General features: G+C 58.5%; 17 protein-coding genes. 16 read left to right on the plus strand and 1 reads right to left on the minus strand.

The window, feature by feature from the left end; translation table 11 throughout:
* The first annotated feature begins 137 nt into the window (after positions 1-137).
* From O6929_00575 to O6929_00650, 16 genes are all read left to right on the plus strand, one after another.
* Positions 138-908: a succinate dehydrogenase/fumarate reductase iron-sulfur subunit gene (locus O6929_00575; protein ID MCZ6478888.1), complete on the plus strand. Its 771-nt coding sequence runs from the start codon at positions 138-140 to the stop codon at positions 906-908.
* A gap of 128 nt (positions 909-1,036) precedes the next feature.
* Complete coding sequence (locus O6929_00580; GenBank protein ID MCZ6478889.1) at positions 1,037-1,336, plus strand: hypothetical protein; 300 nt, start codon at positions 1,037-1,039, stop codon at positions 1,334-1,336.
* Positions 1,337-1,372: 36 nt separating this feature from the next.
* Positions 1,373-1,849, plus strand: a complete 477-nt coding sequence (locus O6929_00585) for an NADH-quinone oxidoreductase subunit I (GenBank protein ID MCZ6478890.1) — start codon at positions 1,373-1,375, stop codon at positions 1,847-1,849.
* A gap of 116 nt (positions 1,850-1,965) precedes the next feature.
* Positions 1,966-2,223 carry a hypothetical protein gene (locus O6929_00590; GenBank protein ID MCZ6478891.1) on the plus strand — a complete coding sequence of 86 codons (258 nt, stop codon included), beginning with the start codon at positions 1,966-1,968 and terminating at the stop codon, positions 2,221-2,223.
* A gap of 186 nt (positions 2,224-2,409) precedes the next feature.
* On the plus strand, positions 2,410-4,254 hold the full coding sequence (locus O6929_00595; GenBank protein ID MCZ6478892.1) for a nitrite/sulfite reductase: 1,845 nt from the start codon (positions 2,410-2,412) through the stop codon (positions 4,252-4,254).
* A 656-nt stretch (positions 4,255-4,910) separates the two neighbouring features.
* A complete protein-coding gene (locus O6929_00600) occupies positions 4,911-5,183 on the plus strand; it encodes a ferredoxin family protein (protein MCZ6478893.1) in 273 nt (90 codons plus the stop codon).
* A 52-nt stretch (positions 5,184-5,235) separates the two neighbouring features.
* Entirely contained in the window at positions 5,236-6,279 is a 1,044-nt protein-coding gene (locus O6929_00605) for an Mrp/NBP35 family ATP-binding protein (GenBank protein ID MCZ6478894.1), read from the plus strand.
* 28 nt (positions 6,280-6,307) lie between these two features.
* Positions 6,308-6,628 (plus strand): iron-sulfur cluster insertion protein ErpA, encoded by a 321-nt coding sequence (gene erpA / locus O6929_00610; protein MCZ6478895.1) that lies wholly within the window; start codon positions 6,308-6,310, stop codon positions 6,626-6,628.
* Between the two features lie 274 nt (positions 6,629-6,902).
* Positions 6,903-8,345, plus strand: coding sequence for a Fe-S cluster assembly protein SufB (gene sufB / locus O6929_00615; GenBank protein ID MCZ6478896.1), 1,443 nt, complete (start codon positions 6,903-6,905; stop codon positions 8,343-8,345).
* Between the two features lie 33 nt (positions 8,346-8,378).
* Positions 8,379-9,143, plus strand: a complete 765-nt coding sequence (sufC, locus tag O6929_00620) for a Fe-S cluster assembly ATPase SufC (protein MCZ6478897.1) — start codon at positions 8,379-8,381, stop codon at positions 9,141-9,143.
* A 12-nt stretch (positions 9,144-9,155) separates the two neighbouring features.
* Positions 9,156-10,499, plus strand: coding sequence for a Fe-S cluster assembly protein SufD (gene sufD, locus O6929_00625; GenBank protein ID MCZ6478898.1), 1,344 nt, complete (start codon positions 9,156-9,158; stop codon positions 10,497-10,499).
* Positions 10,496-11,767 (plus strand): cysteine desulfurase, encoded by a 1,272-nt coding sequence (locus tag O6929_00630; protein ID MCZ6478899.1) that lies wholly within the window; start codon positions 10,496-10,498, stop codon positions 11,765-11,767. The genes sufD and O6929_00630 overlap by 4 nt, the downstream gene beginning before the upstream one ends.
* Positions 11,767-12,210 carry an SUF system NifU family Fe-S cluster assembly protein gene (locus O6929_00635; protein MCZ6478900.1) on the plus strand — a complete coding sequence of 148 codons (444 nt, stop codon included), beginning with the start codon at positions 11,767-11,769 and terminating at the stop codon, positions 12,208-12,210. The genes O6929_00630 and O6929_00635 overlap by 1 nt, the downstream gene beginning before the upstream one ends.
* A gap of 53 nt (positions 12,211-12,263) precedes the next feature.
* Positions 12,264-12,590 carry an SUF system Fe-S cluster assembly protein gene (locus O6929_00640; GenBank protein MCZ6478901.1) on the plus strand — a complete coding sequence of 109 codons (327 nt, stop codon included), beginning with the start codon at positions 12,264-12,266 and terminating at the stop codon, positions 12,588-12,590.
* A gap of 20 nt (positions 12,591-12,610) precedes the next feature.
* Entirely contained in the window at positions 12,611-12,895 is a 285-nt protein-coding gene (locus tag O6929_00645; protein MCZ6478902.1) for a ferredoxin, read from the plus strand.
* 236 nt (positions 12,896-13,131) lie between these two features.
* Positions 13,132-13,521: an SUF system NifU family Fe-S cluster assembly protein gene (locus O6929_00650; protein MCZ6478903.1), complete on the plus strand. Its 390-nt coding sequence runs from the start codon at positions 13,132-13,134 to the stop codon at positions 13,519-13,521.
* Between the two features lie 71 nt (positions 13,522-13,592).
* Here O6929_00650 and O6929_00655 read toward each other — a convergent pair.
* Positions 13,593-14,029, minus strand: a 437-nt coding sequence (locus O6929_00655; GenBank protein ID MCZ6478904.1) for a dual specificity protein phosphatase family protein, incomplete at its 5' end; no start/stop codon positions are given.

The raw sequence follows: 14,029 nt of genomic DNA on the forward strand, positions 1-14,029 counted from the left end.
GTGCAAAGCAGCCTCGCCCCCGACCAACCCCGCTCCGCCAGGGATGATCACAGAGGAGACGAGGCGGAGTTCCATCGTTACGCCCCTCTTTTCCGTACGAAATGAGTGTGGAGGTTCCTGAGACCCTTGGAGAGTCCATGACCGAAGTTACCATGCGAGTTTGGCGAGGTAACGCGACGGAGGGCAGCTTTCAGGAGTTTCGCGCCCCCGTGGAGGAGGGGATGGTGGTACTGGACGTCGTCCTCGCCATCCAGGCCACCCAGGCCAACAACTTGGCCGTCCGGTGGAACTGCAAGGCGGGCAAGTGCGGCTCATGCAGCGCCGACGTCAATGGCAAACCTCGACTGATGTGTATGACGCGGATGAGCCTTTTCCCCCCGCACGAACCCATCACCGTGGCCCCTATGAAGGCGTTCCCGCTCATAAAGGATCTGGTCACCGATGTCTCCTATAACTACGAGGTTGCCAAGACGATCCCGGCGTTTCAGTCCCGGCCTCCGGATCCGGACGGCACGTATCGGATGATGCAGGAGGACGTTGACCGTGTACAGGAGTTCCACAAGTGCATTGAGTGCTTCCTCTGTCAAGATGTCTGCCATGTCTTACGGGATCATCCGGACAAGAAGGAAGTCTTCGCCGGCCCGCGGTTCTTCGTGCGCATCGCCGCCCTCGAGATGCACCCTCTGGACACCCATTCTCGCACCGAGCTCCTCCGCGCCAATGCAGGGCTCGGCTACTGCAACATCACCAGGTGCTGCACCGAGGTCTGTCCAGAACACATTCAAATTACGGATAATGCCATTATTCCCCTGAAGGAGCGGGTCGTGGACGACTACTATGACCCGGTCGTGTGGCTGATCAGAAAGTTTGCAGGAAGAAATAGGTCTCCGAAGATTCAGGAGTCTTAAGAGCGATGGCCGCAGCCCTCGAGGGGTGTTTTACCTTGAAAGGTAAGGTCCTAAACGACATTCCCCCCGTTCGCGGATGGACCTGCTCTATCAGAAGCCTCAGCGGATGGAGGTTCTGAGGAGGAATAATGGGAACGCGGCAGAAGTTGAGGGCAAAGCTTCATGAGCTCGAAAAGCGATTGAATGACCTGGAAGTAGGGTTCGGCGGGCTGAACCAGATGTCCGCGACCTTGGAGGCAACCCTTGAGGTGTTCGTTGAACGGGGGTTGATCCCCCGGCGGGAGTTCAGCCGCCGCTTCAGCCCAGACCTTGAACCCGATCGGAAACCTATCGAGGGACAAACTAACGAGGAGTACCAAAAGTTCGTGGACTCCCTTTTGGATGAGCTGATGGAATCAGTCGACGATGAACGGATGCCTCACGCCTAGGCTCAATACCGGGACTTTCGAAGAATAGGTGAAAAGATGCGGCAATATCTGCGTGATGTGGTGCTGGGCTTCTGGAGCATCATCCTCTCGATGAAGATCACGCTCCGGTATCTGTTCACCCGAGCGGTGACGGTCCAGTACCCCGAAGAGAAGCGCCGGCTTCCCACGCGGGCGTTGAACCAGCACGTGCTGACCATCGACCTGGACTCGAAGGAGCTCAAGTGCACCGCGTGCGACATGTGCGCCCGGATCTGTCCTACCAACTGCATCCACCTGGGCGGGGAGGGAAAGGGGAAGGCACGCCGGCCCAAGTGGTTCATCATCGACCATAACCTCTGCATGTACTGCAACCTCTGTGTCGAGGTCTGCCCCTTTGATGCCATCTCCATGTGGACCGGTAAATATGAACTGGGCGGGTTCAGTCGGACCAATCTGGTCTACGACATGGAGACGATGCATGCCGACGGCTTCTACCCCACCATTATGACTCCCCGCCCCCCGCGGGAGCGGTAGGGAAGACCCCTGCTGCCCCCGGCGTGAGAATGCAGAGGCGCAAGGACTGACACCGCTCGAGTGATCTCCTCCTCATCTCCTTGAAGCTGGGTGCCTAACGGGGAAAGAGCCGCAGAGTGGGGCGTTGGCGTCTTTACTACGAACTGACGGAGACCCACGGTCGATTCGAAGTGGTGGGCGCCGGAGTAGCCCGGCCAGAACAGGAAATTCCCGGCGGTGCTATAGAGATTGAGTGTCCCGGGGGAAAGGAGGAATCCATTTGGCTCTACCGGGCGGTCCGGAACCAAGTCATTGGGCGGAGCTTTGCCTCTCTGGAGGACGCGTCTCAAGCAGTCCGTTCTCTCTTGGGAGAGCTGCAGCGCGCGGGTGGCTAGCCGACATCCGATTGCCTTTGCGGATAGGAGGAGTATCGGTCTTCCACATACCTTCCGCGAGCCCGGCGATCCGAAATCACGGGGATCCGAGCGGCCAGCGAGGATGGTGTCTGAGAACTAATCAAGGTTGGGCTCGTCGACAGGCAAGTGCCCAGAACAAGAATTTCTCCGGGTGAAGGCAACATCATGGAAGAGATCAGTCCAAATCTCAGAACACCCGTTGAGGAACTTTCCAAGCACGAACACGCCAAGCTTGCCTCAAACGGGGTCCGCGGAAACCTCTTTCAGGATTTCCGGGATACTTCTGTGGCCGATCTTGCGTGGGAGTCTGAACAACTCGCCAAATCCCATGGCATTTACCTGGAGTGGAACCGGGCCAAAACAGGCAAGGAAAAAGACTGGATGTACATGATCAGGGTCACTATCCCTGGCGGAGGCCCCATCACGCGGGAACAGTGGATGGTCTTCGACGAACTATCCGAGCGCTTCACCATCAACTCCGAGGGCAGTCCGTCGTTGCGGATTACCACGAGGCAAAACATCCAATTCCATTGGGTGAAAAAAGAGCATGTGATTGAGGTCGTGCGGGGGGTCGCTGAGTCCGGATTTTATAGTCTGAATGGGTGCGGAGACAATGTCAGGAATGTCATGGGATGCCCGGTGTCGCGCTTCTCAAGAATCTATGACGCCAATGCCTGGGCGCAGAGGGCGGGAAAATATTTTAGACTTCCCAGCGGGGCCTTCATTGAAATTTTCGCCATAGATCCGAACTATTTACGAGATCCGGAGGAACAATTCCAGTACGGTGTCAATTTGTTGAACCGAAAATTCAAGATCGGCTTCTCGGCGATGCACTTCAATCAGGAAAAGGGGACGTATGTTCCGGATAATTGTGTCGAACTCCGTACGAACGACATCGGAGTCGCGCCGATTGTGGAAGATGGCGGGGTCACGCGATTCCAGGTGTATATCGGGGGGAGCCAAGGGGAAAGGAACGGCAAGCCCACATTTTCTGCGTTGGGAGAAAGTTTTGGGATTGTAAGAGGAAGCGAATTATTGAAAGTCCTGGATGGGATCGTGCAGGTACATCAGGAGTGGGGTGACCGTCAAAACCGGCACTGGGCTCGAATGAAATATGTCCTGAGAAAGCAGGGCATGGACTGGTTCCGAGAGCAAGTCCGCCGTGTCAGCGGATGTGATTTTGACACGCCGGACCCCAATCATGATTACGGAGACCGGCATCTGCATCACGGGTGGATGGTGCAGCCTTCTGATGGGCAGCTGTGCTACGGGGCCTTCATTGAGAACGGACGGATCATCGATGGGCCGAATGGCAGACTGAAAGCCATGGTCCGATACATCATACTGAAATATCCCGTCCAGCTTATGATGACTCCCAATCAAGATATCTTGTTTACAAATATTCCGCCGGGCGCCAAGTCCGAATTTGAGCCCTACTTGAAAAGTTTCGGGTACGGGATGCGACACGGACGGCCCTACTCGCGGCTCCGCTTGCTGTCCGGCGCCTGTGTCGGAAGAGACACCTGCCAGCTGACGTATACCGATTCGGAAACATTCGAACCGTATCTGATTGACGAATTAGAACCGAAATGGGGGGAGATGGCAGAGTCCATTGGGGTCACCGGGTGTGAGCGACAATGTTTCCGCCCCGCCACAAAGACCATTGGCTGGGTTGGTATGGGCCTAAACCGGTACCAGCTCAAAGTGGGCGGAACCGAAGATGGGAGACATCAAGGGGAGCCCCTGATTGATCGAGACACGGGTGAAATGTATTTACGAAGCGTCCCCCGAGAAGAGGTGGCCACGGTGACCGATGCGCTCTTCGAATTCTATACCGCAAATAGATTGCCGGGGGAAGGGATGGGATATTTCCATCAACGAATCGCCACAGGGTTGATCATCAAGGTCCTGAAAGAGAACCCAAGAACAGCCCAATTGATGAAAACGACCTATAAGAGCCCACGAAGTCGGAAGGGGAATGCGCGTGGAAACGAAGAGTCAACTGGGTGAGCTACAACATCCACATCTGACCAGGGAGAAATTCCCTGCCATCCAGAAACTCCCTGCCTTTGATCCAACCTTGGAAGGCCTGTTTATTCTGTCGAGAGCCTGGTGATCCCAAAAATGGCGGGAGCTTAGCGAACGACCCCACGTAGAGCGCCACCTGGAAAACTCGTGGCACGCTCATTGCCCATCCTGAAATAGCCCTTCTCCAAGAAAGCCCAATGAGACTGTTTGAACGTCCATCCGGCCGAGGAGCAGGATCCGTCGGGAGGTATAGAGCTTTACAGTAAAACGAGGGGGGTGTACTGTTGATGACGATTGTCCGATATGATCCAGACACGAAACCAAAAGATCGGTATCCACGGGAGATTGTTTCTCCCCCATCTCCGAGCGCGTGTTGTCTTGAGGAAATGAAGCGGACAGGGAAAATGGAACGTGGGGAGTGGGGATGGCCCTATTTCTATAAGCGGTGCCATGTCTGCGGATACACTGTACGGGAATTTCTCGGGCCTGCAGAGGTGGAGAAACGTGTACTAGAGAGCATCCGCAGGCGCAGGGAAGGACCGGATCGGCGCACCCGGCGGGGTTTCCATTTCGCCAGGTAAACTGAGCAGCACGGATTATTCAGGTCACGACAGGACCTTATCGTTGGGAGGCAAGGGATGACCTACATCATTGCGGAACCGTGTATCGGGGTGAAAGACCGAGCATGCGTGGATGTCTGCCCCGTGGAGTGCATTTATGATGGGGAGGAACTGCTCTTCATTCACCCAGAGGAGTGCATCGACTGCGGGGCATGTGAGCCCGAGTGCCCGGTGACGGCGATCTTCGAAGAGAGCGGAACCCCTGAGCAGTGGACACGCTACATCGAGATGAATGCGCAGTTCTTTCGTGACCATCCTGGTGTCTCACCGGCTGCGGGGAAGGGCAAGTAATAACGCGCCGTGAGGTTTTGCCGTCGGGTAACGTCAGCGAATTGAGGAACGCATGATTACCGAAGAAGCAGTCCTTAACGCCCTACGGAAGGTCAATGACCCCGAGCTCCACCGCGACTTGGTCTCGCTCGGCATGGTGAAGGAGATCAAAGTGGACGGCGGCGCCGTGGCTGTGACCGTCGAGCTCACCACCCCGGCCTGCCCCATGCGGGAACAGGTGGAGGAGGAGACGAAGGCGGCCATTAAGACCCTGCCTGGTGTGGGGGAGGTTACTGTCAATCTCACGGCCAGCGTCCGCAAGCCTCCCGCTGGCCGCGAGCCGATCCCCGGGGTCAAGCACATCCTCGCCGTCGGCAGTGGCAAGGGAGGGGTGGGCAAATCCACGGTGACGGTGAACTTGGCGGTGGCGTTGGCCGAGGCCGGGGCATCGGTGGGGCTTCTCGATTCGGACATCTACGGGCCTAGCATCCCGATAATGATGGGGGTGCATCGGCAGCCCGAAGTGGTGGGGAAGCGGATGATTCCTCCGGTGAGCCACGGGGTCAAGCTCATGTCGCTCGGTTTCCTCCTGCCAGACGATACTTCCCCAGTCGTCTGGCGGGGGCCGATGGTCGGCAAGGCGGTCAGTCAGATGCTGATGGAGGTAGATTGGGGAGAACTCGACTACATCCTGGCGGACCTGCCCCCTGGGACGGGGGATGCGTCCCTCACGTTAGCCCAGGCGATCCCCCTCTCAGGGGCAGTCATCGTCATGACCCCGCAGGAGGTGGCAGTCCAGATCGCCACCAAGACCCTGAACATGTTCCGGACCCTGAAGGTCCCTATCCTGGGGATCATCGAGAACATGAGCTACCTGCTGTGCCCGCACTGCGAGCAGTCGGTAGAGCTGTTCGGCCACGGCGGGGGGCGCAAGGCCAGCCAGCGCCTGGAGGTCCCCTTTCTGGGGGAGATCCCGCTTGACCCCGAGCTGCGCCGCGGCGGCGACGTGGGACGCCCCATCCTCATCGAAAAGCCCGACTCCCCTGTGGCGGCGATCTTCCGCCGGGTGGCGGGCAATCTGGCTGGGCGGGTGAGCGTAGAGGCGTTGATAGGATGATTTCAGTCTCAGACAGGAGGGAATCAAGGTGTTGACAGTTACCGAAGCAGCAGCAGCAAAGCTGAAAGACCTGATAGCCCGGGAGGGGGCCGAGGGACAGGCCCTGCGTGTCCGCGTGAAGGGGGGCGGATGTTCTGGTTACGAGTATCAGCTCGCCTTCGATACCCCGCAGGAGGGGGACGAGGTTATCGAACAGCGCGGTGTCAAAGTGCTGGTCGACCCCAAGAGCCTGCTCTTCCTCGCCGGCACAGAGATCGATTTCGAGGACGGCCTGACAGGCGCCGGCTTCGCCCTCAAAAACCCGAATGCCAAAGGCTCCTGCGGCTGCGGCCAGTCGTTCCAGGCCTGAGACTGGGGCCTGCGATTGAGGCATCTTTGAAGGGGCTGGCGCGTGGTGGTGGCGGGGATTCCTTGGATGCACGGAAAGGGTTCAAACCCGTGCCATTATGAGGAGTTATACGTTGACAGGGGGGGTGCTGCATGGTACCCTTAAGATGGTTAGCCACGTCCCTCCTGTCCTTCAGGCCCAATCCCCAGAGTCATAGCGTAATTATGCGTCACGAGAACGAATCATACGCATCCAAGATGCGTGACACAGATAACGGCCTCGAAAGGGAGAAACCATGAGCGATCCGACGACCACGATCGAATCCTTTGTGAGCCAGGATTACAAGTGGGGGTTTGTGACGGAGATTGAGCAGGATATTGCACCTCCCGGGCTGAATGAGGACATCATCCGCATGATCTCGGCCAAGAAGGACGAGCCCGAGTGGCTGCTCGAGTGGCGCCTGAAGGCCTACCGCTACTGGCTGACCATCAAGGAGCCAACGTGGCACAACGTCCATTACCCGCCTATCGACTACCAGAGCGTAAGCTACTATGCGGCGCCAAAAAAGAAGGAGCTACAGAGTCTCGATGAGGTTGATCCCGAGCTGCTTAGGACGTATGAGAAGCTGGGTATCCCGCTCGAAGAGCAGAAGATGCTCACCGGTGTCGCGGTGGACGCGGTCTTCGACAGTGTCTCGGTGGCGACCACGTTCAAGGAAAAGCTGGCCGAGTTGGGGATTATATTTTGCTCCTTCTCCGAGGCGGCGCAGGAGCATCCGGAGCTGGTCCGGAAGTACCTCGGGTCGGTCGTGCCGTACACCGACAACTTCTTCGCGACGCTGAACTCCGCCGTCTTCACTGACGGCTCGTTCTGTTACATCCCGAAGGGCGTGCGCTGCCCGATGGAGCTATCCACCTACTTCCGCATCAATGCCGAATCGACCGGCCAGTTCGAGCGGACGCTGATCATCGCCGAGCCGGGTAGCCATGTCAGTTACCTAGAGGGGTGTACCGCCCCGATGCGGGACAAGAACCAGCTCCACGCCGCGGTGGTAGAGCTGATCGCCCACGACGACGCCACGATCAAGTACTCCACCATCCAGAACTGGTACCCCGGAGACAAGAACGGTAAGGGTGGGATTTACAATTTCGTCACTAAGCGCGGGAAGTGCCTCGGTCGTAACTCCCATATCTCGTGGACGCAGGTGGAGACCGGCTCGGCCATCACCTGGAAGTACCCGAGCTGCATGCTGATTGGGGACAACTCCGTCGGCGAGTTCTACTCAGTGGCGCTGACCAATAATCGCCAGCAGGCTGACACGGGCACCAAGATGACCCACATCGGCAAGAATACGCGGAGCACCATCATCTCGAAAGGGATCTCAGCGGGTTACGGCCAGAACACCTACCGCGGCGGGGTAAAAATCCTCAAGAGTGCGACGGGGGCGCGCAACTACACGCAGTGCGACTCGCTCCTGATTGGCGATAAGTGCGGCGCTCACACCTTCCCCTATATCGAGGTGAAGAACTCCACGGCCAAGATGGAGCACGAGGCGTCCACCTCCAAGATCGGCGATGACCAAATCTTCTACTGCAACCAGCGCGGGATCTCGAAGGAAGACGCAGTCAACCTGATCGTCAACGGCTTCTGCAAGGAGGTCTTCCGCGAGCTCCCGATGGAGTTTGCCGTCGAGGCGCAGAAGCTGTTGGGCGTCAGCCTGGAGGGAAGCGTCGGCTAACGGGGTCAAACTACTCTTCAAAAAGGATCGACCATGCTTGAAATCAAAAACCTGCATGTCCGAGCGGGCAACCACGAAATCCTCAAAGGCGTTGACCTGAAGGTGAACGTCGGCGAGGTCCACTCCATCATGGGCCCCAACGGCTCGGGCAAGAGTACGTTGGCGCAGGTGCTGGCCGGCCGCGAGACTTACGAGGTCACCGAGGGAGAGGTCCTGTACGACGGGAAAAACCTCCTCGAGATGGCGCCGGAGGAGCGCGCGCGGGGGGGGATCTTCATGGCCTTCCAGTATCCCGTGGAAATTCCCGGTGTCGGGAGTGCCCAGTTCCTCAAGGCCGCGCTCAACGCTATCCGCAAGGCGCGGGGCCTTGAGGAGCTTGACGCCATGGAGTTCCTTGCCCTGGTCAAAGAGAAGATCAAGCTCCTGGGGGTGGATGAAAAGCTTATCCACCGCTCGGTCAACGAGGGATTCTCGGGCGGCGAGAAGAAACGCAACGAGATATTCCAGATGGCGCTCTTAGAGCCCAGGCTCTGCATCATGGACGAGACCGACTCCGGCCTGGACATCGATGCCCTGAAAATCGTCGCCAAGGGCGTCAACGATATGCGCAGCCCGGAGCGTGCCATCATCGTGGTCACCCACTATCAGCGGTTGCTCAACTACGTCATCCCCGACTATGTCCATGTCTTGGTGGACGGCCGGATCGTCAAGTCGAGCGGGAAGGAGCTGGCCCTGGAGCTCGAAGAGAAGGGCTACGCCGGGATCGAAGAGGAGCTCAGGGCTGGTGCCCAAGCATAGGCAGCAGAGTCGGTGAGTGTCGTGACACAAGAGCGGGACTACTACGCTGAGATTTTTGCTGATTTCGAGAAAGCCACTGCTGGAAATGGGCAGGGGTGGCTGCAGCCTGTCCGCCGGGCGGCTATCGCCCGCTTCACCGAGTTGGGCTTCCCGACCACCCGCGACGAGGATTGGCGGTTCACGAACGTAGCACCGCTCGCGCAGATTGCCTTCCAACTCACGAGCGACTCCCGCGTCGAGCTGACGCCCCGAGAGATAGCACAATTTGCGATTCCGGGATTGGGGGATATCCAGCTCGTCTTCGTGAACGGCCGGTACGCGCCCACGCTCTCATCTCCAGGGTCGCCCGGCCACGGGGTCTCGGTGCGGAGTCTTGCCCAGGCATTCAAGGATGACCGGGATGTGCTGGAGCAGCACCTGACCCGGTACGCCGCCTATGCACATGACGCGTTTATCGCGCTCAACACCGCATTTATGGACGATGGCGCATTGGTGCACGTCGCTCGGGGGAGGGTGGTTGAAAAGGTCATCCGCCTGTTGTATGTGTCGACGGCAACCGCCGACCCGATCGTGACTCATCCGCGTAACCTGATCGTCATGGATGAAGACAGCCAGGCGGTCATTGTCGAGGATTATGTTGCGCTGGACGCCGACGTATATTTCTCGAACGTGGTCACGGAAGTGGTGGTTGGGCAGAACAGCGTGCTGAGCCACTATATGATCGAGCGCGAGAGCCATCAGGCATTTAGCGTCTCGACCCTCCGGCTGGAGCAGGGCCGTAGCAGTAATGTCACGTCCCACACGGTGCTGCTCGGTGGCGCGCTGGTGCGGAACAACGTGCACCCGGTCCTGGCGGGCGAAGGCAGCGAGTGCCTGATCAACGGGCTGTTCATGGCCACCGGGAGCCAGCACATGGACAACTTTATGCTGGTCGAACACGCCAGTCCGCACTGCGACAGCCGGCAATTCTACCACGGCATTCTCGATGGGCGGTCGCACGGCGTCTTCAGCGGCCGGATTATCGTTCACAAGGACGCCCAGAAGACCGACGCCAAACAGACGAATAAGAACCTGTTGCTTTCCCAGGAGGCACAGATCGACTCGAAGCCGCAGCTCGAGATTTACGCCGACGACGTCAAATGTACCCACGGGGCAACCATTGGTCAGATTGACCAGGACGCGATCTTCTACCTGCGTTCCCGCGGCATCGCCGAGGACGCCGCACGGGCCTTGTTGCTTTTCGGCTTTGCGGGAGAAACCCTGGAGCGCATGAAGGCCGAGCCAATCCGCAGGTACCTGGAGACACTCGTGGCCCAATGGTTGCCCGAGGGAAAACTCTTGGAGGCAGTTCGATGACCACCCCCGGAAGCACAGTGACTGCAAAGGTCCGCAAGGACCGGGCAGCGGGTTTTGATGTCGCCAAGGCGAGACAGGACTTCCCGATTCTGCGCGAGAAGGTTCAAGGGAAGCCGCTGGTCTATTTCGATAACGCCGCCACGAGCCAAAAGCCGCAGGTTGTCATCGACACGGTGCACGAATTCCTTGCAACATACAATTCGAACATCCATCGTGGGGTGCATCAGCTGAGCGAACGAGGCACCGAGGCCTACGAGCAAAGCCGAAAGAAGGTGCAACGTTTCATCAACGCCGCCGAATCGCGAGAAGTCATCTTTGTGCGCGGCACCACCGAGGCCATCAATCTGGTGGCTAACAGTTACGGCCGGCAACACATCCGGGCTGGCGACGAGATCGTCATCTCCGCGATGGAGCATCACTCCAACATTGTCCCCTGGCAGATCCTCTGCGAACAGACCGGAGCAGTGCTTCGCGTCGTGCCGATCAGTGACGCCGGGGAGATGTTGATCGACGAGTACGAAAAACTCCTGACGCCCCGGACTCGGCTGGTGGCGGTGGTTCATGTTTCGAACGCCTTGGGGACAATCAACCCCGTCCACGAAATAATCCGGCTCGCGCGCCGTCAGGGGGTGCCGGTACTGGTGGATGGGGCACAGGCGGTGCCCCATCTCAAGGTGGACGTGCACGAACTGGATTGCGACTTCTACGCTTTTTCCGGGCACAAGGTGTTCGGTCCCACCGGCATCGGTGTCCTGTATGGTAAGGCCGAACTGCTGGAAGCTATGCCCCCGTACCAGGGGGGGGGTGACATGATCAAATCGGTCTCCTTCGAGAAGACCGTCTACAACGACCTGCCGTACAAATTCGAGGCCGGCACGCCCCATATCGCTGGCGTGATTGGTCTGGGCGCTGCGATCGACTACGTGAATGGAGTTGGCCTGGACAGGATCGCTACGTACGAGCACGGGTTACTGGAGTATGCGACGGAGGCACTCTCGGCGATCCCGAGTGTTCGAATCATCGGCACGGCAGAGGAGAAGGCAAGCCTCATCTCGTTTGTGCTGGACGGGGTGCACGCGCACGACGTCGGCACGATTCTCAATCATGACGGGGTTGCGATTCGCGCGGGGCACCACTGTACCATGCCGCTGATGCAGCGCTTTGGAGTGCCCGCCACCGCCCGGGCGTCTCTGGCCTTCTACAACACGAAGGAAGAAATCGACGTGCTCGTCGGGGCGATCCACAAGGCCGTTGAGATGTTTGGCTAATGTCTGACCTTCGCGAACTCTACCAAGAGGTCATCCTCGACCACAGTAAAAAGCCACGCAACTTTATGAAGCTGGAAGGGGCCGACCGGATCGCGGAGGGGTATAATCCCCTCTGTGGGGACGTCGTGACCGTCTACCTCCAGTTGGAGGATGACGTGATTCGCAAAATCGGCTTTCAAGGTTCGGGCTGCGCGATTTCCAAGGCCTCTGCCTCGATGATGACCGACAGTGTGAAGGGAAAGACCAAGGACGACGCCCAGGTCCTTTTTGAGAAATTTCATCACTTGGTCACCGGTGAGGCCGGCGATCCGGATGACCTGGGGAAGCTCACCGTGTTTTCCGGCGTCAGCGAATTCCCCATTCGGGTGAAGTGTGCCACGCTGGCGTGGCATACACTGCGGGCCGCGCTCGAGGGGAAAGGGGAGACCGTTTCCACAGAGTAGGATGATACCCGCAAGTGACGATGAAATTGCCGTAACGAATCAAGGGAGGTCGTATGGACATCACGTCCGCCAAGTTACTGGTGATCGAGGCCCAGGTCATCGAGGCCCTGCACACTGTCTTTGATCCGGAGATCCCGGTGAACATCTACGAATTGGGACTGATCTACGAGGTCAAGGTAGATCCGTCGGGCGCCATCGACATCCGAATGACCCTTACCTCCCCCAACTGTCCGGCGGCAGGGACGCTGCCCGGGGAGGTGCAGGAGAAGGCGAAAGCGGTTCCGGGGGTCACGGATGCCAAAGTCGAGGTCGTCTTCGATCCCCCCTGGGACCCGTCCAGCATGTCCGAAGCGGCAAAACTTGAATTAGGCCTCTTGTAAGCGGGGGAATACGGGGATGATTGACCGGCAGCCAGGCGCCGGGACTAAGGGGAATCGTCATCGGAGACTTCGTTGAGCGAAAAATAGGCGATCTAACAATCCGCATTGATCGTGCACTTTGCATCAGCACCGGGAACTGCATGAAAGTTGCGCCGGAGGTTTTCGAGTTCGACGACGAGAATATCTGCGCGTTCAAGGAGAGCCCGCCGGATATCGAACAGGAACGACTGATCGATGCGTGCACTGTTTGTCCGGTGGATGCCTTGATCGTCATCGACGGACACGGCAAGCAGCTCGTCCCATAAGTCATGACGTGCACGACCGCCTGAAAAATCCGCCCTCAATGGTGCCCCTGTAGACGATTCCTGTCTCGAGCCTCAAGGTCGCGGATCGCTGCAGCGAGTCTTGCCCCCGCGTGAATATGCGTGTCTGCCCGGCAGTAGCCGTCCGTGAGCGCTTTCTGTTACATATGGTGCTGTCACGGGACGGGAGGGTCGTGTGGCGGGACCGAGGGGCGTAGGGATCCATAAGGTCTGGGGACATGGACGACTTTTATCGGGAGTTTATCCTGGATCATTACAAGCGTCCGCGCAACTTTGGGACCTTGGAGAATCCGGATGTCACCCATGAAGAGGACAATCCGCTCTGCGGAGATCGGATCCGGATCGATCTGTGCCTCAACGAGGACCGTGTGGCGGATGTCCGCTTCACGGGTGAGGGCTGCGCCATCAGTACGGCAGCGGCCTCAATTCTGACGGAGAAGATTAAGGGAGCACCCCTCGAACGGGTCAAGGCATTCAGCATGGAGGAGATGCTCGAGGCCCTGGGGGTACCGCTGAGTCCGATTCGACTGAAGTGTGGGCTATTGGCCTTGAAAGTGCTCAAAACCGGATTGTACGGGCTCAAGCATTGGCCTGGAGAAGAAGAGTAGAGGATTTTCGGAGAGGTGGCAAGGGCTGGTAGGGACCCGTGACCACGACGGACCGTGTGGGTGCAAGAACGTCATGTGGAGAGGGACCCTTGGGCCGCTTCACGGAAAGCGAGGCCAGCCGTTTCGGCTGCCTGCACTTGGTGACGAGATGGACTGGCCTCCGGCCGGCATCTCTGGATGCCCTCAATAGCCTCATCAACGTCCATCCCACGCTTGCCTACCAGATAGGCTGCAACCATCATGGTGGAGCGGCCGATCCCTCCCTGACAGTAAACGTACACGCCCCATCCGAGGCTCAGGCAATGGTCAATGAAGCGGATGCCCGTGGTGAGCTGCTCTACCGTGGCGGCTTCTCCGTCTGTCGTGGGGAGCCAGAGGGTGCTATCCAGGAGAAGAGGGGGCTGGGTCACGGCCCGCATGTCCACCGCTGCCCTGACCCCTAAGGACAGGAGCCGGTCGGTATCGCGCGGACCGAGGGGGGCCGAGCCTTGAAAAAGATATCCGTCGA

The organism is Candidatus Methylomirabilota bacterium (assembly GCA_027293415.1).
GTDB lineage: Bacteria > Methylomirabilota > Methylomirabilia > Methylomirabilales > CSP1-5 > CSP1-5.

What these genes read in the sequence shown, in the direction of transcription:
- O6929_00595 (MCZ6478892.1), top strand. Translation starts at nt 2,410, where the DNA reads ATGGAAGAGATCAGTCCAAATCTCAGAACACCCGTTGAGGAACTTTCC.
- O6929_00585 (MCZ6478890.1), top strand. Translation starts at nt 1,373, where the DNA reads ATGCGGCAATATCTGCGTGATGTGGTGCTGGGCTTCTGGAGCATCATC.
- O6929_00640 (MCZ6478901.1), top strand. Translation starts at nt 12,264, where the DNA reads ATGGACATCACGTCCGCCAAGTTACTGGTGATCGAGGCCCAGGTCATC.
- O6929_00650 (MCZ6478903.1), top strand. Translation starts at nt 13,132, where the DNA reads ATGGACGACTTTTATCGGGAGTTTATCCTGGATCATTACAAGCGTCCG.
- O6929_00630 (MCZ6478899.1), top strand. Translation starts at nt 10,496, where the DNA reads ATGACCACCCCCGGAAGCACAGTGACTGCAAAGGTCCGCAAGGACCGG.
- O6929_00575 (MCZ6478888.1), top strand. Translation starts at nt 138, where the DNA reads ATGACCGAAGTTACCATGCGAGTTTGGCGAGGTAACGCGACGGAGGGC.
- O6929_00580 (MCZ6478889.1), top strand. Translation starts at nt 1,037, where the DNA reads ATGGGAACGCGGCAGAAGTTGAGGGCAAAGCTTCATGAGCTCGAAAAG.
- sufC (MCZ6478897.1), top strand. Translation starts at nt 8,379, where the DNA reads ATGCTTGAAATCAAAAACCTGCATGTCCGAGCGGGCAACCACGAAATC.
- O6929_00600 (MCZ6478893.1), top strand. Translation starts at nt 4,911, where the DNA reads ATGACCTACATCATTGCGGAACCGTGTATCGGGGTGAAAGACCGAGCA.
- O6929_00605 (MCZ6478894.1), top strand. Translation starts at nt 5,236, where the DNA reads ATGATTACCGAAGAAGCAGTCCTTAACGCCCTACGGAAGGTCAATGAC.
- O6929_00635 (MCZ6478900.1), top strand. Translation starts at nt 11,767, where the DNA reads ATGTCTGACCTTCGCGAACTCTACCAAGAGGTCATCCTCGACCACAGT.
- sufB (MCZ6478896.1), top strand. Translation starts at nt 6,903, where the DNA reads ATGAGCGATCCGACGACCACGATCGAATCCTTTGTGAGCCAGGATTAC.